At 72.7% G+C, this 17,586-nt stretch carries 14 protein-coding genes and 1 pseudogene; 5 read left to right on the plus strand and 10 right to left on the minus strand.

Going from position 1 to position 17,586, the window contains the following annotated elements:
• Positions 1-348: 348 nt before the first annotated feature.
• The 10 genes from kynU to AC02VZ_RS23120 all read right to left on the minus strand — a co-directional run bounded on the left by kynU (position 349) and on the right by AC02VZ_RS23120 (position 11,298).
• Positions 349-1,593: a kynureninase gene (gene kynU / locus AC02VZ_RS23075; RefSeq protein WP_476476279.1), complete on the minus strand. Its 1,245-nt coding sequence runs from the start codon at positions 1,591-1,593 to the stop codon at positions 349-351.
• Positions 1,586-2,416 carry a tryptophan 2,3-dioxygenase family protein gene (locus AC02VZ_RS23080; RefSeq protein ID WP_432054592.1) on the minus strand — a complete coding sequence of 277 codons (831 nt, stop codon included), beginning with the start codon at positions 2,414-2,416 and terminating at the stop codon, positions 1,586-1,588. The genes kynU and AC02VZ_RS23080 overlap by 8 nt, the downstream gene beginning before the upstream one ends.
• Positions 2,417-2,564: 148 nt before the next feature.
• A complete protein-coding gene (locus AC02VZ_RS23085; protein WP_432054593.1) occupies positions 2,565-2,978 on the minus strand; it encodes a DUF3151 domain-containing protein in 414 nt (137 codons plus the stop codon).
• Between the two features lie 304 nt (positions 2,979-3,282).
• Positions 3,283-4,779, minus strand: coding sequence for an MFS transporter (locus tag AC02VZ_RS23090; protein ID WP_476476280.1), 1,497 nt, complete (start codon positions 4,777-4,779; stop codon positions 3,283-3,285).
• A gap of 96 nt (positions 4,780-4,875) precedes the next feature.
• On the minus strand, positions 4,876-5,907 hold the full coding sequence (gene fbaA, locus AC02VZ_RS23095; RefSeq protein ID WP_476476281.1) for a class II fructose-bisphosphate aldolase: 1,032 nt from the start codon (positions 5,905-5,907) through the stop codon (positions 4,876-4,878).
• 420 nt (positions 5,908-6,327) lie between these two features.
• The gene (gene pyrE, locus AC02VZ_RS23100) at positions 6,328-6,876 is read right to left on the minus strand and encodes an orotate phosphoribosyltransferase (protein ID WP_362098276.1); all 549 of its coding nucleotides are present in this window, start codon (positions 6,874-6,876) and stop codon (positions 6,328-6,330) included.
• 10 nt (positions 6,877-6,886) lie between these two features.
• The gene (locus tag AC02VZ_RS23105; protein ID WP_476476282.1) at positions 6,887-7,675 is read right to left on the minus strand and encodes an aldose epimerase family protein; all 789 of its coding nucleotides are present in this window, start codon (positions 7,673-7,675) and stop codon (positions 6,887-6,889) included.
• A gap of 94 nt (positions 7,676-7,769) precedes the next feature.
• A complete protein-coding gene (locus tag AC02VZ_RS23110) occupies positions 7,770-8,735 on the minus strand; it encodes an SRPBCC family protein (RefSeq protein ID WP_432058861.1) in 966 nt (321 codons plus the stop codon).
• 130 nt (positions 8,736-8,865) lie between these two features.
• Entirely contained in the window at positions 8,866-10,536 is a 1,671-nt protein-coding gene (locus AC02VZ_RS23115; protein ID WP_476476283.1) for a polyamine aminopropyltransferase, read from the minus strand.
• 243 nt (positions 10,537-10,779) lie between these two features.
• Positions 10,780-11,298, minus strand: a complete 519-nt coding sequence (locus AC02VZ_RS23120; protein ID WP_432058859.1) for a DUF2617 family protein — start codon at positions 11,296-11,298, stop codon at positions 10,780-10,782.
• A 981-nt stretch (positions 11,299-12,279) separates the two neighbouring features.
• Here AC02VZ_RS23120 and AC02VZ_RS23125 point away from each other — a divergent pair.
• The 5 genes and pseudogenes from AC02VZ_RS23125 to AC02VZ_RS23145 all read left to right on the plus strand — a co-directional run.
• Positions 12,280-13,035: pseudogene (locus AC02VZ_RS23125) on the plus strand (aminotransferase class I/II-fold pyridoxal phosphate-dependent enzyme); the annotation flags it as partial.
• A 252-nt stretch (positions 13,036-13,287) separates the two neighbouring features.
• Positions 13,288-13,479, plus strand: coding sequence for a hypothetical protein (locus AC02VZ_RS23130; RefSeq protein ID WP_432058858.1), 192 nt, complete (start codon positions 13,288-13,290; stop codon positions 13,477-13,479).
• A 5-nt stretch (positions 13,480-13,484) separates the two neighbouring features.
• Positions 13,485-14,981, plus strand: coding sequence for an N-6 DNA methylase (locus AC02VZ_RS23135; RefSeq protein ID WP_432058857.1), 1,497 nt, complete (start codon positions 13,485-13,487; stop codon positions 14,979-14,981).
• Positions 14,981-16,264, plus strand: a complete 1,284-nt coding sequence (locus tag AC02VZ_RS23140) for a restriction endonuclease subunit S domain-containing protein (protein ID WP_432058856.1) — start codon at positions 14,981-14,983, stop codon at positions 16,262-16,264. The genes AC02VZ_RS23135 and AC02VZ_RS23140 overlap by 1 nt, the downstream gene beginning before the upstream one ends.
• 28 nt (positions 16,265-16,292) lie before the next feature.
• Positions 16,293-17,459: a pyridoxal phosphate-dependent aminotransferase gene (locus AC02VZ_RS23145; protein ID WP_432058855.1), complete on the plus strand. Its 1,167-nt coding sequence runs from the start codon at positions 16,293-16,295 to the stop codon at positions 17,457-17,459.
• The last annotated feature ends 127 nt before the right edge of the window (positions 17,460-17,586 follow it).

Raw genomic sequence — 17,586 nt, forward strand, 5'->3', positions numbered from 1 at the left:
TTGGCCGGGACGGTATCAGGACGAGGACCCGCGTGGACATGGGGATATCACGCACGGTGAACCCCTGCGGGTCCGCACGTCCCGGCCCACTCCGCACCGGGGGCGCGGGGCGGGCCGGGCGACGGTCCTCCGGTACGGCACGAGTGCCGGTACGCGCCGCCCGCCGGTGACGCGTCGACCCGTTGCCACCCGCCGAGCGAAGCGTCACCCGGCGCCACCCGCCGGGTGGTGCGTCGATCCGCACCACCCGCCGGGCGAGGCGTCAGCCCGGACCACCCGCTGAGCAAGCATCAGCCCGCACCACCGGCCGGGCAAGGCATCAGCCCGCACCGCGGGCCGGGCGAGGCGTCAGCCCGCGTCACCCGCCGGCGCCTCGGCCAGCACCTCCGCCAGCACCCGCGCCGCCCGCTCCACGTCCGCGAAGCCGAGGTAGAGCGGGGTGAAGCCGAAGCGCAGCACGTCCGGGTGGCGGAAGTCGCCGACCACCCCGCGCTCGATCAGCCGCCGCATCACGTCACCGGCGTCCGGGCAGCTCAGGGCGATCTGACTGCCCCGCTCCCCGTGCGGGAGCGGGGTCAGGCACGCGACCCTGCCGTCCGGGACGTACGCGGCGACGCACTCCAGGAAGAAGTCCGTCAGCGCGAGGGACTTCGTCCGCACCTGCTCGACGGACACCCCGTCCCAGACCTCCAGTGCCGCCTCCAGGGCGAGCATCGACAGGATGTCGGGGGTGCCGACCCGCCCGCGCAGGGCGCCCGGCGCCGGCTCGTACTCCGGCCGCATCCCGAAGGGCTCCGCGTGGGAGTTCCAGCCGGGCAGCGGGGAGTCGAAGCGGTCCTGCAGGTCCGCGCGGACGTACAGGAAGGCGGGCGAACCGGGGCCGCCGTTCAGGTACTTGTAGGTGCAGCCGACCGCGAGGTCCACGCCGTGCTCGTCCAGCCCCACCGGCAGCGCGCCCGCGCTGTGGCACAGGTCCCACACGACCGGGGCGCCCGCCGCGTGCACGGCGGCCGTGAGGCCGGGCAGGTCGTACAGCCGGCCGGAGCGGTAGTCGATGTGGTTGAGCAGCACGGCGGCCGTCCGCTCCCCCACCGCGCCCGGCACGTCCTCCGGGGCCACCGGGCGCAGCGTGCAGCCGGTCATCCGGGCCGCCGACGCGGCGATGTAGCCGTCCGTGGGGAAGGTGGTCGCGTCCACCAGGACCTCGTCCCGGGCCGGGTCGCCGAGCCGCGCCAGGCGCACCGCGCCGACGACGGCCTTGAACACGTTGACGCTGGTCGAGTCGCCCACGACGATCTGCCCAGCCGCCGCACCCACCAGCGGGGCGATCCGGTCGCCGATCCGCTCGGGCGCGGTCCACCAGCCGCCCTCCGTCCAGGACCGGATGCGCAGCTCGCCCCACTGCCGGGCCACCACGTCCGCCACCCGGGCGGGCACGGCGGCGGGCAGCGCGCCGAGCGAGTTGCCGTCCAGGTAGACGCCCGCGGTGCCGGACGCCCCGTCGGACGCGGAGTCCAGCACGAACTCGGCGCGTTTGGCGGCCAGTTCGTCGGCCCCGTCCAGCTCCTTGGCCCGTATCCGCAGTTCAGACATAGGACCGCGCCGTCCACAGCTCGGGGAACACGCTCTTCTGCGCCCGCTTCTCCAGCCAGGCCACCCCGGCGGAGCCGCCCGTCCCGGTCTTGGCGCCCATCGCCCGGCGGGTGGCGACGAGATGGTCGTTGCGCCAGCGCCACACCAGTTCGGCGACATCGGTCAGCGCCTCGCCCAGGCGCGCCACCTCGTCCCGCTCGTCACCCGCGTACACGGCCGTCCAGACGGCCTCCACCCGCGGGGACGGCTGGTAGCGCTGCGAGACGTCCCGGCCGAGCACCTCGTCGGGGATGTCGTGGCCGCGCCGCGCGAGGAACCGCAGCACCTCGTCGTACAGGCTGGGCTCGTGCAGGGCCTTCTCCAGCTCCGCGTACACCCGCGGCGCGCCCCGGTGCGGGACCAGCATGGACGCGGACTTGTCGCCGAGCAGGAACTCCATCCGCCGGTACATCGCCGACTGGAAGCCGGACCCCTCACCGAGGGCGCCGCGGTAGGAGTTGAACTGCGCCGGGGTGAGCCCGCTCAACGGCCTCCAGGAGGCGTTCAGCGCCTCCAGCTCGCGCACCGACCGCTTGAGCGCGTCGATCGCGGTCGGTACGTCGTCCTGCCGCAGCGCCTTCGCGGCCGTCTCCCACTCGTGGACGATCACGGTGAACCACAGCTCCATCACCTGGGTGGTGACCAGGAAGACCATCTCTCCGGGATCGTCGGAGAGGGTGTGCTGGAGGTGGGTGAGGACGTCGGCCTTGACGTAGTCCTCGTACGGCGTCGTGCCCTGGAAGTCGAGATGCGGGGTCTCGGGCTCGTGAGCCTCGTGGGACATCGCTGTCTCCTGAAATGTGCTCCGGGTAGCGGTCCGCCCCTGCCGTTACCGGCACGGGGGCCCCGGTCCCCATACCGCATCCTGCGCATGGCCCCCACTGATCCGCAAGGCCCGCCCGCTCACGGGCGGGCCTCGACGCGGTCACGGCTCAGCCGAGGACGTCGGCCGCCGTCGGGGAGGAGTCCTTGAGGAACTGCGAGCAGCGCTCGTACTCCTCCTTCTCGCCGATGGCCTGGGCGGCCCGGGCGAGGGCGTGCAGGGCGCGCAGGAAGCCGCGGTTCGGCTCGTGCTCCCACGGCACCGGTCCGTGGCCCTTCCAGCCGTTGCGGCGCAGGGCGTCCAGCCCGCGGTGGTAGCCGGTGCGGGCGTAGGCGTACGACTCGACGACGCTGCCCCGCTCGAACGCCTCGTCGGCCAGCCGGGCCCAGGCCAGCGAGGAGGTGGGGTACTGGGCGGCGACGTCGGTCGGGGTGGTGCCCGACGCGAGCAGCTCACGCGGCCCGGGGTCGTCGGGGAGGTGCGTGGGGGGCGGGCCCCCGAGGAGGTTCTCGTGAATCGACATGCCTCCAGTCTCGTACATCGGGCGCGGGCCGCGTCACGGTGCGTGGCCGGGCCCGGGAGACGGCACGGCGTCACCGCGCACGGGTGAGCCGGGAGGCGGCACCTTCTCAGCCCGGCGCCGAGCCCCGGCCCGGTGCCCCTCTCAGCACGCTGCCGCGCCTCGGTCCAGTGCCCCTCTCAGCACGCTGCCGCGAACCGGCCCTCCGCCGCAGCCTCAGCCGGCCGCCGACCCCATCCCGCCACGCCGCACCGCATCCCGCCACCGCATCCCAACCCGCCACCGCACCCCATCCCACCACCGCCCCTCACCCCGGCGCCGCACCGCCGCCGCCCTCCTCCCGCAGCCGCCCGACGGAGGTGCGGGGCTCCAGGGGCGGCACGGCCACGCTGCCGTGGGTGCGGCACTCGGGGCGGCGGCAGTCCGGGGCGGGGCGGCGCACGGTCGCGAAGGCGAGCACCGCGCCGGCCACCAGCACGCCCGCGCACCAGAGCATCGCCCGCCCGAACGCGTCGTCGAAGGCGTCCGGCCGCCGGTACGCCTCCGGGCCCATCCCGGCGAGCAGCGGCAGCGCCGCCACGGCCAGCAGCCCGGCCGCACGGGCGGCGGCGTTGTTGATGCCGCTGGCCAGCCCGGCCCGGCCGACGTCCACCGAGGCGAGCACGGTCGCGGTCAGCGGCGCCACCAGGGCGACCATGCCGAGACCGAGGACCAGCAGCGCGGGCAGCACGTCGGCCGGGTAGGAGGCGCCCGGCCCGACGCGCAGCATCAGCACCATGCCCGCCGCCGCCAGCAGCGGGCCCACGGTGAGCGGGAGGCGGGGTCCGATGCGGTCGGCCAGCTCGCCGGAGCGGGCGGAGAGCAACAGCATCAGCGCGGTGGTCGGCAGCAGAGCCGCGCCGGCGGCGAGCGCCGAGTAGCCGACGACGACCTGGAGCTGGAGCGCGGCCAGGAAGAAGAAGCCGCCGAAGGCCGCGTACACGCACAGGGTGAGCAGGTTGACCGCGGTGAACTGGCGGGAGGCGAAGATGTCCGGCGGCATCATCGGGTCCGGGTGCCGCCGCTCCACCCACACGAAGGCCACCGCGGCGGCCAGTCCGGCGGCCCCCGCGACGACCACCGCGCCGGACGCCTCCTCGGCCCCGATCAGCGCATACGTCACCAGCGCCAGCGCCAGCGCGCCGAGCCCGGCGCCCAGCACGTCGAACCGGCCGTGCGTGCCGCCGCCGGAGGACTCCGGCACGTGGCGCACGGCGATCGGGACGCACAGCAGGGCGACCGGCACGTTGATCAGGAACACCCAGCGCCAGCCGGGCCCGTCGACCAGCCAGCCGCCGAGGAACGGGCCGACTGCCGCGCCGATCCCCCCGAAGCCGGACCACAGGCCCACCGCGCGGGCCCGGTCGTCCCGGTGGAACGACGCCTGGATGAGGGCGAGCGAGCCCGGCGTGAGCAGGGCGCCGCCGACGCCCTGGAGCGCGCGGGCGGCGATCAGCGTCCCGGGACCGGGGGCCAGCCCGCACAGCAGGGAGGCCGCCGCGAACCACACCACGCCGACGACGAACACCCGCCGCCGCCCGAACCGGTCCCCCAGCGCCCCGCCCAGCAGGATCAGCCCGGCCAGCGTGACCATGTACGCGTTGACCGTCCACTGCAGGACGGCGAGGTCGGCGTCGAGGTCCCGGCCGATGCGCGGCAGCGCGACGTTGACGACGGTGGAGTCCAGCATCGCCATGCCGGAACCGAGCACCGTGGTGAGCAGGATCCACCTGCCCTGCGGGGAGGCCAGCCGGACATCGGGCATCTTCGGAGCATACGGAAGAACCCGGCACCGCGGAGGGTGCCGGGTCCGTCGCGTGCGGCGCGCGGGCCCGTCCGGCGGACGGGTCCCGCCGGGCCGTTACTTGATGCGGGTGCCGGTCGAGCGCAGGTGGCGGCAGGCCTCGACGACGCGGGCGGCCATCGACGCCTCGGCGACCTTGCCCCAGGTGCGCGGGTCGTAGGTCTTCTTGGAGCCGACCTCGCCGTCGATCTTCAGGACGCCGTCGTAGTTCTTGAACATGTGGTCGGCGACGGGCCGGGTGAAGGCGTACTGGGTGTCGGTGTCGATGTTCATCTTGACCACGCCGTTCTCCAGGGCGGTCAGGATCTCCTGCTCGCTGGAGCCGGAGCCGCCGTGGAAGACGAAGTCGAACGGGCCGGGGGAGGCCGGCTTGCCGTACTTGGCGGCGACACCCTCGTTGAGCTCCTTCAGCAGCTCGGGGCGCAGGCGGACGTTGCCCGGCTTGTAGACGCCGTGCACGTTGCCGAAGGACGCGGCCAGCAGGTAGCGGCCCTTCTCGCCGAGGCCCAGGGCCTCCGCGGTGCGGATCGCGTCGTCGACGGTGGTGTAGAGGGAGTCGTTGATCTCGTGCGAGACGCCGTCCTCCTCACCACCGGTCGGGGTGATCTCGACCTCGAGGATGATCTTCGCGGCGCGGGCGCGCTCCAGCAGCTCCTGCGCGATGCTCAGGTTGTCCGACAGCGTCTCCGCGGAGCCGTCCCACATGTGGGACTGGAACAGCGGGTTGCGGCCGGCCTTGACGCGCTCCTCGGACACGGCGAGCAGCGGACGGACGTAACTGTCCAGCTTGTCCTTCGGGCAGTGGTCGGTGTGCAGCGCGATGTTGACGTCGTACTTCTCGGCCACGATGTGCGCGAACTCGGCCAGGGCGACCGCGCCGGTCACCATGTCCTTGCTGTGCTGGCCGCCCAGGAACTCGGCGCCGCCGGTGGAGATCTGGACGATGCCGTCGCTCTCCGACTCGGCGAAGCCGCGCAGTGCCGCGTGCAGGGTCTGGGACGAGGTGACGTTGATGGCCGGGTAGGCGAACTGTCCTGCCTTCGCCCGGTCCAGCATCTCGTTGTAGACCTCGGGAGTTGCGATGGGCATCTGTCCGCTCCTCTTAGCTGTGCGGGTTGGCGTACTGCGTACTGTCGGCCCTGACCTGGAACCTTGGAAGCGACGTCGTTGTCGGCCCCATCTTCCCAGACTTGCCCGCCAGGTCCACGGCGCAGGTCAAGTCGTGATGTGGCGGGATCCTGCGGGCTTGCTGCGGGCCTGCCGCGGGACGTCCCGGCGGGGCCCTTCGGACGACGGCCGCCGGACGGTGTCGGCGGGCGGCAGACGCCTGGCGGACGACCGGCGGCCGGAGGAGCCAGACCGGCCGGGCGGACGGGGCCGCCGGACCACCGGGGCGCCCGGCGCGGTACAGCCGGTACGGCCGGTGGTCGGTACGGCCGGCGCTCGGGCCATCCGGTGGTCCGGGCCGTCGGCCGCGTCGGACCGCCGGTCAGCCGGTACGGCCGGCCGTCAGTCGAGCCCCAGTTCGTCCTTGGAGAACGCGAACAGGTACGGCACGCCCGCGCCCTCCCGGATCTTCTCCGCGGCGCCGGTCGCCCGGTCCACGATGGTGGCGACGGCCACCACCTCGGCACCCGCCTCCCGCACGGCCTCGACCGCGGTCAGCGGCGAGCCGCCGGTGGTGGAGGTGTCCTCGACGACCAGGACACGGCGGCCCGCGATGTCCGGACCCTCCACCCGGCGCTGCAGACCGTGCGCCTTGGCGGCCTTGCGGACGACGAACGCGTCCAGCCTCCGGCCGCGCGCGGCGGCGGCGTGCAGCATGGCGGCGGCCACCGGGTCGGCACCCATGGTCAGGCCGCCCACCGCGTCGAACTCCAGCTCCCCGGTCAGGTCGAGCAGCACCTGGCCGACCAGCGGCGCGGCCTCGCCGTCGAGGGTGACGCGGCGCAGGTCGACGTAGTAGTCGGCCTCCAGCCCCGAGGAGAGCGTCACCTTGCCGTGCACCACGGCCTTGTCCTTGATCTGCTGCAGCAGCGCGCCGCGCGTGTCCGTCATGGCAGCCAGCTTAGAGGCGGGTCCAGGTCCAGGTCGTCGAGGCCTCCAGCGGCTCCAGCGGGGTGACCAGGCGCGGGGCGCTGTTCAGCCCGTCGGGCGGTCCGGTCTGCGGCTCCACGCACACCGCCTCGCGCTGCTCGTCGTAGACCACCACCCACTGCTCGCGGCTGGTGACCCGCAGGCTCAGCCGGCCGGGCCAGGTCACGGTGACGTCGACACCGTCGGGCATGCCGAAGCAGTCGTCCCACGGGCCGGGCCGGGGATCGATGCGGCGGCCGGTGGGCAGGTGGTCCTCGCCCCGCTCCTCCTGCCAGGCGGGCGTGAAGTCGAGGGTGGCCTCCGCACCGTCGAGGGTGCGGTTGAACCAGGGGTGCCAGCCGATCTGCGCCGGGAAGGACGACTCGTAGGTCTCCACCGCCATGCTCAGCGTGAGGGAGCCCTCGACGAGCTCGATCCGCTGGGTCACCCGCCCCGGGTAGGGCCACGGCTCGGCGAGGTCGTGGGTGAGGACGGCGGCGCCGTCGTCCACGCGGGCGGTGCGCCAGGCGGCGTCCCGGGCGGTGCCGTGGATGGCGTGGGGCGGCGCGTTCAGCGGCATCTGGTGGACGGTGGCGCCGTCCCGGAAGCGGCCGTCCCGGATCCGCCCGCACCAGGGGACCATCGGGAAGCACCCGAACCGCTCGCCCTGCCGCAGCAGCTCCGTGCCGCCGATCCGCAGCCCTGCGACCCGCCCGCCGTTGCCCGGCCGCACGGTCACCTCCGCGTCGCCCGCGGTCAGCGTGATGTCGTCGTTGGTCACGGGACGACCCTACTGCGCTTGATCACCACCGGCCGGGGTCACCGCGGCCACAGGTCACCGCGGCCACGGGGGCACCGCCACCGGCGGCCGGGGATCACCGGCGGCGGCGCAGGATCCGGACGGCGACGACGGCGGAGGCCACGGCGAGGGCCGCTGCCGGGGCGGCCCAGCGCAGCGGGGCCGGCGTCGAGACGGTCTGGGGCGCGGGCACCGGGGCGTACCGGCCGCGCGGCGGGGCGTGGTCCACCTCCTCGGCGCTGCGGCCGATCATCGTGCGCCGTGCGTGGGCGGCCTCCGCGACGGCGTCACCGTCCTCCCCCGCCTCCCCGGGACCCGCAGTCTCACCCGCGTCCCCGGCCGCTGCCGCCTTCCCGGGCACCGCGTCGCGGGCGTCCGCCACGGGGTCGAGGGCGGACGCGGAGGCGTCGTCGGCGCCGACGCGGCGGGCGGGGTCCGGGGGCGGGGCGTCGTCCGCGTCGGGCGTGGCCTCGAAGTCGGCGGTGGCCCCCGGTTCGAAGTCCTCGGTCGCCGCCTCCTGGACCGTCTCCGGCGGAACGTCGGAGGACGGGGAGGCGTCGTCCGAGGGTGTGTCCGTGGGCGTCCCGGGGGCCGGGGGTTCCTCCGCAGGGGTGTCCTGCCGGGCCGCCGTCCCCAGGTTCTCCGCGAACCGGGTCAGCAGCCGGGTGACCGCGGCGGCCACCGCGTCCGGCGCGAGGCCGGTGATCCGGCCGTCGGCGCGCGCCGTCCCGTCGGCGGTGAGCGTCGTGCCGCCCTCCGCCTCCCGCAGGGCGAGCCGCAGGGTCAGCTTCACCGAGCCGGTGCCACGCGTCTCCGCCGCCTCGCCCGCCACGACGTAGGAGCCGTCGTCCTGTCCGGTGACGCGCACGGCGCCGCCGTAGGTGATGGAGTGACTGCCGACGCGGACCTTCAGCCGCCCGGCGACCGGCTCCGCGCCGGCGTCGTGCTGGAGCCCGGGCACCGCCCGGGCGACCCGCGCGGGGTCGTCCAGCACTGCTCTGAGCCGATCGACCGGAACCGGAACGAACACCTCGTGCTCCATGCCTGCCGAGCCTACCCAGGCGACACCGGGCTGTACCCCCGTCGGCGCGAAGTCACGGCGCGTCGGCGCGGGGCCGGAGCCCGGCCGGGGGCACGACGCGGCCTCCCGTCACGGCCCGGGCCCCACGGCCTCAGCGGGCGTAGCGCGGGTGGACCAGGGTGGACGGCGGCAGGCCGGGCGGGCGGTGGTGCTCGGCGCGGCGCGCGGCGGCGTCGAGCAGGGCGCCGGTGAGGGTGTGCGGGCGCGGGCCGGACGGGTCGAGGCGGACCTCGGGCGCGGTGCGGGAGGCCAGGACGAACCCCCGGTCCTGTCCGGCCGCCCCGCTCCTGGGCGTGCGGTCGGGTCCGGCGCCGGCGGACCGCAGCCCGGGCACGCGGTACGGGGCGGTGCGCAGCCCGGCCGCGCGCAGGGTCGCCTCCACGGTGCCCAGGACCCGGGCGCGGCCGGTGACCGGTCCGGTGTGCACGACCAGGCGCCCGCCGGGCGCCAGCACCCGCCGGGCCAGCCCGTAGAACTCCAGCGAGTACAGCTTGGTGCTCTCGGTGATCGCGGGGTGCGGAAGGTCGGACACCACGACGTCGTACGCGGCCCGGGGTCCGCCGCGCAGCCAGGTGAACGGGTCGTCGGCCGTGACCCGCACCCGGGGGTCGTCGAACGCCCGCCCGTTGAGCGCGGTGAGCGCCGGGTCGGTGCGCGCCAGCCGCACCACCTCCGGGTCGCGGGTGACGACGTCCACCCGGTGCACCCCCTCGAACCGCAGCACCTCCCGGAGGGCCAGCCCGTCCCCGCTGCCGAGGACGAGCACCCGGGCGCGCGGCCCGTTCATCGCGGGGTGCACCAGTGCCTCGGCGGGGCGGGGCGCGTCCCGTCCGCTGACCCGCAGCCGCCCGTCGAGGAACAGGTCGGCGGCACGGCCGTCCCGCCCGCCGGTGAGCACCACCTCCTGCTCCCCGGTGTGCAGGGCGACGCGGACATCGTTGCCGTACATCGCCTTCCGGGCGGCCCGTTCGAAGTCGTCGACCAGGACGGCGGCCGAGGCGAGCAGGGCCAGCACGCACACGTTGGCCACCACCAGCAGGCGGCGGTCACGGCGGCTGAGGTCCTGCCGGAACAGCCCGAGCACCAGCGCCGCGCCCACCACCGCGTTGACGGCGCCGGTGATCAGCGCCCCGGTCAACTGCCCGAGGAACGGCAGGAGGAGGAACGGGAAGGCGAGCCCGCCGACCAGGGCCCCGACGTAGTCGGCGGCGAACAGGTCGGCCACCGCGCCGCCCGCGTCCTGCCGCCGGATCCGCTGGATCAGCTCCATCAGCAGCGGCACCTCGGCGCCGATGAGCAGGCCGGTGGCCAGGGAGAACCCCACCAGCAGCCAGCGCGGCCCGCTCTCCCAGACGCCGCCCCAGGCGCCCGTGAAGGCGTAGACCGCGTACAGGGCCATGGCGCTGCACCCGCCGGTGAGCGCGAGGGCCGCCTCGACGGCCCCGAAACCGGCCGCCGCCCGCCCCCGCAGCCGCTTGGCGGCCAGGGAGCCGATGCCCATCGCGAACACCATGACGGACAGCACGACCGAGGCGTGGGTGACCGAGTCGCCCATCAAGTACGTGGCCAGGGCGAGGAGTTCGAGTTCGTACACCAGCCCGCAGGCCGCACAGACGAACACGCCGGCCAGGACCAGGAACCGCCCGGTGCCCTGCCGGACCGGCAGCGGCGGCGGACCGCCGCCCGGACCGCCACCGGAGCCGTTCGGCCCGCCCCCTGGTGCGGTGGAACGGGGCGGAGCGGGGGCCTGCGGTTCGATCACCCTGCGACGTTACGTCACACCTCCGGTGCGGATCGTCACCCACACGTGTGGTGCTCGTTCACTCCTGACCGACACCGGTGCGAACGCCGGCCCGTCCCCGCCGAACCTGCCCGCCCGGACCGGGCCCCGGCTCCACCCGGACCCCCGTCCCGACCTCAGGGCACCCGGACCCGCGTCCCGACCTCAGGCGTCCACCCGGACCCGTGCCCGACCTCAGGCGTCCACCCGCACCCGTGCCCCGGCTCAGGCGTCCACCCGGACCCGCGTCCCCACCCGGGTGCGGGTCGTCACCAGCTGCCCGTCCTGCGGGTACGCGTGCCAGGTGCGCCAGCGCACCTGGTCCTCGTGACGCTGGGCCAGCAGGGCGGTGAACGCGTGCGGGCTGCCGGGGAAGATCCCTGCCAGCCCCTGCGGGTGATCGGCCACCAGGGCCAGCAACTCCTGGGCGCGGCCCGCGAACGCGCCCGGTGAGAGCACTTCCACCCGGGCGGCGAACTCGTACTCCCAGTCGCCCACCCGCTTGGCGACGCCCAGGGGAAGGGGCGTGCTGCTGCCCGGAAGGCACGCCACGGTCTCCGAGCACAGGCCGCGCTCCTCCTCCACGAGCACCTGGTGCGAGGCGCCGAGCAGACGCATCTGCAGCTTCACGCCGGTCAGTTCGAGGTCGAGGGTGGCCAGCGCGGGCAACGGCTCGCGGCCAAGGGACCAGGCGAGGTCGGCCGCGCACGTGTCGGTGTAGGCGGTGTTCAGGGTCGTGAGCATGGATCGGCTCCGCAAGCACGCAAGGAGGAAAAGATGGGGGGAGTCCGGCGCACCCCGGTCGCACCGGGTTCGGCCCGTCAGCCCGGTCGGCCGGTCGGGACGGGCTCCGCTGGAAGTCCGAGGGCTGCGTTGGTGGTTGAGAGGGAATCATGAACCGTGGCGCCGATACAGCGTTTTTACCCAAGTTCAGGCGGTTTCCATCCCCTAGAGGGCCCCACAGCTCACCTGTTCAATCACCGCGCGCACCCCGCGCACCCCGCGCGTCCGGCACCCACCCGCGCCAAGGCCCTCCCCACGCGAAGGGCCGCATCCGCGCGAAGGGCCGCATCCGCATCGACCGGTACCGCCACCCGGTCACCACTCCCACGGGAACAGGGACGCCAGGGCCCGGGCGGCCCAGGTAGCCCCGACGATCCCGCCCCGCCCCGCAGCAGGGGGACCCGCCCCCCGTGCGGGTCCCACCGCGACCGCGGCCCCCACCGGAAAGCGGAAGCCGACGGCTGCCACCCCCGAAGGGCGCAGGCCCCGCCCTCCGCGCTTCGGGCCTCCGGTCCGCGATGCCCCCTCCGGCCCGCGGCTCAGCTCCCTCCGCCGCCGCAACCGCCCCCTCCGCCGCCCCCGCACGACGACGACCCGCCACACGACGACGACCCGCCGCAGGACAAGCCCGCGGAGCCGCTCCCGCTGTCACCGGACGCCCACCAGCTCTCCCGTCGCGCGCGCCGCCCGGACGTCGACACCGCCCGCCCGCCCCTGCCGCCGGCCCTGACGCCGATCACCACGACGGCCCCGATGAACACGACCAGGACGACGAACCAGTACAGAAAGTCCCCCATGACGTCCGCTCCTTCCGTTCCCCCGTGATCCGCCGAAGCAGCCCCCCGTGGGCGCCCCGCTCACGCGTGTGAGCGGGAGATGCCCGATGCCCGCACGGCCCAAAGCAGAGTTGAGCAAAGCCAGAGCTTCGGCGCAGGATGGCCCATGACCTCCAGCGCGCGCCCCCTCCTCAACCGCCGCCTCGCCGAGTTCGGGACGACGGTCTTCGCCGAGATGTCCGCCCTGGCCCTGAGCACCGGGTCGATCAACCTCGGCCAGGGCTTCCCCGACACCGACGGCCCCGAGGAGGTCCGGGAGGCCGCCGTGCGCGCGCTGCGGGACGGCCGCGGCAACCAGTACCCGCCGGGCCCCGGCATCCCCGAACTGCGCACCGCCGTCGCCGCCCACCAGCAGCGCCGCTACGGCCTGTCCGTCGACCCCGACACCGAGGTGCTGGTCACCGCCGGCGCCACCGAGGCCATCGCCGCCGCCCTGCTCGCCCTGGTGGAGCCCGGCGACGAGGTGATCGCCCTGGAGCCGTACTACGACTCCTACGCGGCCTGCATCGCCATGGCGGGCGGACGTCGCGTCCCCGTCACGCTCCGCCCCGGCGACGGCCGCTTCCGGCTCGACCTCGACGAACTGCGCGACGCCGTCACCGACCGCACCCGGCTGCTGCTGATCAACACCCCGCACAACCCGACCGGCACGGTCCTCACCCGCGAGGAACTGGCGCAGATCGCCGCCCTGGCCGTCGAGCGGGACCTCCTCGTCGTGACCGACGAGGTCTACGAGCACCTGGTCTTCGACGACGCCGAACACATCCCGCTCGCCACCTTCCCCGGCATGCGGGACCGCACGGTCACCATCTCCAGCGCCGGCAAGACGTTCTCGTTCACCGGCTGGAAGGTCGGCTGGGTCAAGGATTTTTCGCCTACCTATTTGGGTCGGGAGGCGGACGCCCGAACACCCCCTCTGGTCGACTCACTGTCTTGAATCCCAAACGACGTGCACTCGCCGAAAGTGCTTGAAATCCGGGCGTGCGTCTAGAGAAATCCCAAACGGCGTGCACCCAGCAGCGCGCGGCCTACGTCTTCTACTGTCCTTCCTGAAGCCAGGGATCACCGGCTCACTCGTCCTCTGGGAGATCCCCCGACCTCAGGAAGGAACCACGTGCAACTGAGGCTGATGTACGTGATCATCGCGGTCCTCACGGCGCTTGTCGCCGCTCTGGCCGGCAGCGTCGTGACCGTCGTCGAGGGAGGGCGCCCCACGGCGGCCTTCAAGACCGCAGCATTGACCTTCGCCGGTTCCCTGACGCTCCTTATCGTGGTCATGGGCGCCTTGGGCGTGGTGGGCTCGTGAGCGACATGAGTGCCCTTGGAGGACACGTGCAGGCCGAGGGTGCTTCCTCTCTCGACGAGGTGCTCGCGAAGGTGCGCCGGCACCGCACGCACCTCTCACGGCTGATGAACGCCCAGGACTCGACTCGCCTCGTCCTCGGACTGCTCTACCTGAGTCGGACCGCCTACGCCGCTCCTGGCACCGGCGTACCGACATGGTCATGGCTGCTGGGTCAGTCGGCAGGGCGCGGTTCGGGTATCCGTGCTGCCGTGAGCACGTGTCTGAGCCACTGGCTTCCCGCAGCCGACGAACAGGGCGCTGACGTGAGCACGAGAAGCCTGATGCCCGTTCCGCCCCCTGGTTCCGAAGGACCACTGCGCGCTCTCGTGCAGGCCATCGGCTCCACCCAGAGAGTCGGCCCCCTGCTCGACCAGTGCCTCCGTGATCTTTCGGCGGACCAGGCAGACGGCAGTCACTACTTCACGCCGGGTGACATGGCGCGTCTCATGGTCGGTGCGGCGGCTCCCCGCGACGGGCACAGAGTGCTGGACCCGGTCTGCGGTTCGGGAGGACTGCTCGTTGAGAGTCACCGCTATGTCCGCGAACGCGTCGAGCTGCACCCGGCCATGTCCTTGCAGGGAAAGGAGCAGCACGCACACACCTCGCAGGTGGCCCGCATGAACCTGGCGGTGCGAGGGATCACGGCTCACGTCTTCCCGCCCGGGGACAGCCTCGCAGAGCCTGAACCGGAGCCCCACGACATCATCCTGGCCAACCTTCCCTTCAACCAGCGCGACTGGGCGCTGGAGGACAAGACGGAGCAGGGCGCCAGCCGGTCGGCTCCCCCAGTCTCTGTCGATCCCCGGTGGCCGGAGGAATCACCGCCCCGAGGGTCCGCCAACTCCGCGTGGATCCAGCACATAGCGCACGCGCTGGCTCCGGCGGGACGTGCCGTCTTCCTGATGGCCGACAACGTCGCCAACAGCAGACAGCCCGTCACCCGGAGGCTCCGCGAACGCCTCCTGCGTGACGATCTCGTCGAGTGCGTGATCGCTCTGCCACCTCGCGTGTTCGGTCATTCCAAAGCCCCCGCCTGTCTGTGGGTGCTCAACAGGGACAAGAGCGCACGCCCCGGCTGGGGTGTCCTGGACCGTCGCCGGCAGGTGCTTTTCGTCAACGCGCGGCGAGCCTTCGAACCGGTCCCGGAGTCAAGAGCACGGAGGCTGGGCGACAAGAACACGGCATTGATCCTGGCCACCCTGGCGGCCTGGCGTGGCCTCTCCGAGAACGGTGCTGCGGCCTCGCCGTACAACGACGCAGCCGGCTGGTCCCGAAGCTGCTCCACCGAGGAGATCGCCGACCGCGAGTCCAGCCTGATGCCGACCTCGTACGCCGTGGAGCCTCCCAGCCCCGAACGGGACACACGGAGCCGGGTCGAACAGCTCAAGCTCGAACTGGCCGATCAGTTCGACCAGATGCGCAACCTGGAACTCCGACTGCTGGACGCCTTGGAGGAGATCTGATGGAAGCCAATGCCGACCAGGTCGTCTCGGGTAAAGCGGCTTGGCAGACGACCTCCATCAAAATCGAGCGAACCCACAGGGACATCTACACCACTTCCGGTTTCCTCGAAGACGCGGCTGCCGATCAGACTGCAGGAGTCGTCAGCTCGACGTTCGTCCAGGACGGCAGGATCCTCTCGCCCAGGGCCGATGAGTGTCGGCCGGGCGAATCCCCGCCCAGCCGGGCAATCCTCAGGGAGGGCGACCTCGCCGTCGTACTCGTCCGACGGGTGGGTGATTCCGCACTGGTCACCGCCGAGCACGCGGGATGTACAGCGACCAGGTCGATCGGCATCATCCGCGCTGAGCCACACATAGTGCGGTGGCTGCGTATCTGGCTACAGACACCCACGGCGAAGGCCCGCATCGACGAGGACGTGACGGCACATGTCGAGCCCACCATCAGCCTCGACACCCTCCACCGCATGCTGTTTCCGCTGCCTCCGCCAGACGTCGTCACCGCATACCACCGGGCCTTCACCCTCATCGAGGAGATGGTCTCGCTCTACCAACACACCGCGCGCAAGGCAATGGAACTGGCTGACGCGTTCCACGACGACGTGGCGGCTTCGGAGCCGTCGTGGGACACACGAACACTCGCCAAGGTCGCCCGTCTGAAGACGGGCAGAGGCTCCGAGAGCTCACTGTCACCGACACCCGCAGAGGCCGCCGTCGACCTGATCGCGCCCAGAGACCTCTACGGCCTTCCTGTGCCCCACGTCCACCGGTTCCGTCTGAGCGGCCCGGCCCGCGACGGTGCGGTACATCCTCCAGGGACCTTCATGCTCAGCACCCGTTCCGACGGCGCGCACATTGCAGTGTCGAGCCGAGCGGCGACCCCCCTCAGAAGCGTCATCGCCGTACGACCCTTGGAGGACGAGGACGGCTGGTGGCTGCTCCATGAACTCAGGAACCGCAGTGCCGCGATCGCAGAGCTCGCGCAGGGCCAAAACCGCCGCGAGATCTCCGCCCTCCGCCTGAAATCTCTGTCCCTCACCTGGCCCGACCGTTTCACGCGCGCCCACTTTCATCGGGTCGCCGAGCCCCTGCACGCCACAGCACAACTCCTCGTTTCCAAGATCGCGACGCTGCACACCCTGCGGGAGGCGCTCCTGCGCGACATCTCAGCGAAGGCTGGCGTCCTCCGGGAACCGACAACCGAACCGGAAGGGCAGCACCTCGCTCTGTCCGCACCCCGTGGGGAGGGGAATCTCGATGAGACAGGATGGGGCCTGGAAGCTTGATGGGGACTCAAGTCAGAACGGTGGAGAGATGAACACCAGGCCACTACTGAACCGCAGGCTGGACGGCCTCGGGACGACGATCTTCGCGGAGATGTCGGCTCTGGCGACGGCGACGGGTGCGATCAACCTGGGGCAGGGCTTCCCGGACACGGACGGCCCGGAGTCGGTCCGCGAGGCCGCCGTACGAGCGCTGCGCGACGGCCGCGGCAACCAGTACCCGCCGGGCCCAGGCATCCCGGAACTGCGCGAGGCGATCGCCGACCACCAGCGCCGCTTCTACGACCTGAGCCTCGATCCCGACTCGGAGATCCTGGTCACCGCGGGCGCGACGGAGGCGATCGCCGCGACCATGCTCGCCCTACTGGAGCCCGGCGACGAGGTGATCGCCTTCGAGCCGTATTACGACTCCTACGCCGCCTGCATCGCGATGGCCGGCGCGAAGCGCGTCCCGCTCACCCTCCGCGCCCCGTCCTTCCGCCCGGACCTGGACGAGCTGCGGTCGAAGATCACCTCGAAGACCCGCCTGCTCCTCCTAAACACGCCGCACAACCCCACGGGGATGATCCTCACCCCCGAGGAGCTGAGCGCTATCGCCGCCCTCGCCGTCGAGCACGATCTACTCGTCGTCACGGACGAGGTCTACGAACACCTGGTCTTTGAGGGCACGCACCACCCCATCGCGACCCTCCCCGGAATGCGCGAGCGCACCGTCTCCATCTCCTCCGCCGGCAAGACCTTCTCCTTCACCGGATGGAAGGTTGGCTGGGCTACGGCCAGCGCACCCCTGATCGCCGCAGTCCGCACGGCAAAGCAATACCTGACCTTCGTGAGCGCGGGTCCTCTCCAGTACGCGATCGCGGAAGCCCTCCGCCTCCCGGACACGTACTTCGACGACTTCCGCACCACTCTCCACCGCAAGCGCGACCTACTCGCCAACGGCCTCCGGACGGTCGGCTTCGAGGTCTACCAGCCCCAGGGCACGTACTTCATCACCACCGATATCACCCCCTTCGGCGAGAAGGACGCCTACGCCTTCTGCCGCGCCCTCCCCGAACGCTGCGGCGTCGTCGCCGTCCCCAACTCCGTCTTCTACGACGACCCGGATGCGGGCCGCAGCCAGGTGCGATTCACCTTCTGCAAGAAGGACGACGTCCTCCATGAGGCCGCTACGCGGCTCCAGCGCTTGACTCGTTGACGCTTCTTCGAACTAACCTCGAAGTTTCGTGACGGGCCGCCGACGGAGTCGGCGGCCCGTTTTCGTGCTGTGGGCTGAGGCGGGGCAGGGCGAGTGCCCGAGTGTCGTCTCGGGGTGGCGCCGGGTT

The organism is Streptomyces sp. 3-6 (assembly GCF_056323165.1).

Coding starts and splice junctions, on each gene's coding strand:
- fbaA (WP_476476281.1), bottom strand. CDS start 5,907: ATGCCCATCGCAACTCCCGAGGTCTACAACGAGATGCTGGACCGGGCG.
- AC02VZ_RS23135 (WP_432058857.1), top strand. CDS start 13,485: ATGAGTGCCCTTGGAGGACACGTGCAGGCCGAGGGTGCTTCCTCTCTC.
- pyrE (WP_362098276.1), bottom strand. CDS start 6,876: ATGACGGACACGCGCGGCGCGCTGCTGCAGCAGATCAAGGACAAGGCC.
- AC02VZ_RS23120 (WP_432058859.1), bottom strand. CDS start 11,298: ATGCTCACGACCCTGAACACCGCCTACACCGACACGTGCGCGGCCGAC.
- AC02VZ_RS23140 (WP_432058856.1), top strand. CDS start 14,981: ATGGAAGCCAATGCCGACCAGGTCGTCTCGGGTAAAGCGGCTTGGCAG.
- AC02VZ_RS23145 (WP_432058855.1), top strand. CDS start 16,293: ATGAACACCAGGCCACTACTGAACCGCAGGCTGGACGGCCTCGGGACG.
- AC02VZ_RS23110 (WP_432058861.1), bottom strand. CDS start 8,735: ATGGAGCACGAGGTGTTCGTTCCGGTTCCGGTCGATCGGCTCAGAGCA.
- kynU (WP_476476279.1), bottom strand. CDS start 1,593: ATGTCTGAACTGCGGATACGGGCCAAGGAGCTGGACGGGGCCGACGAA.
- AC02VZ_RS23080 (WP_432054592.1), bottom strand. CDS start 2,416: ATGTCCCACGAGGCTCACGAGCCCGAGACCCCGCATCTCGACTTCCAG.
- AC02VZ_RS23085 (WP_432054593.1), bottom strand. CDS start 2,978: ATGTCGATTCACGAGAACCTCCTCGGGGGCCCGCCCCCCACGCACCTC.
- AC02VZ_RS23090 (WP_476476280.1), bottom strand. CDS start 4,779: ATGCCCGATGTCCGGCTGGCCTCCCCGCAGGGCAGGTGGATCCTGCTC.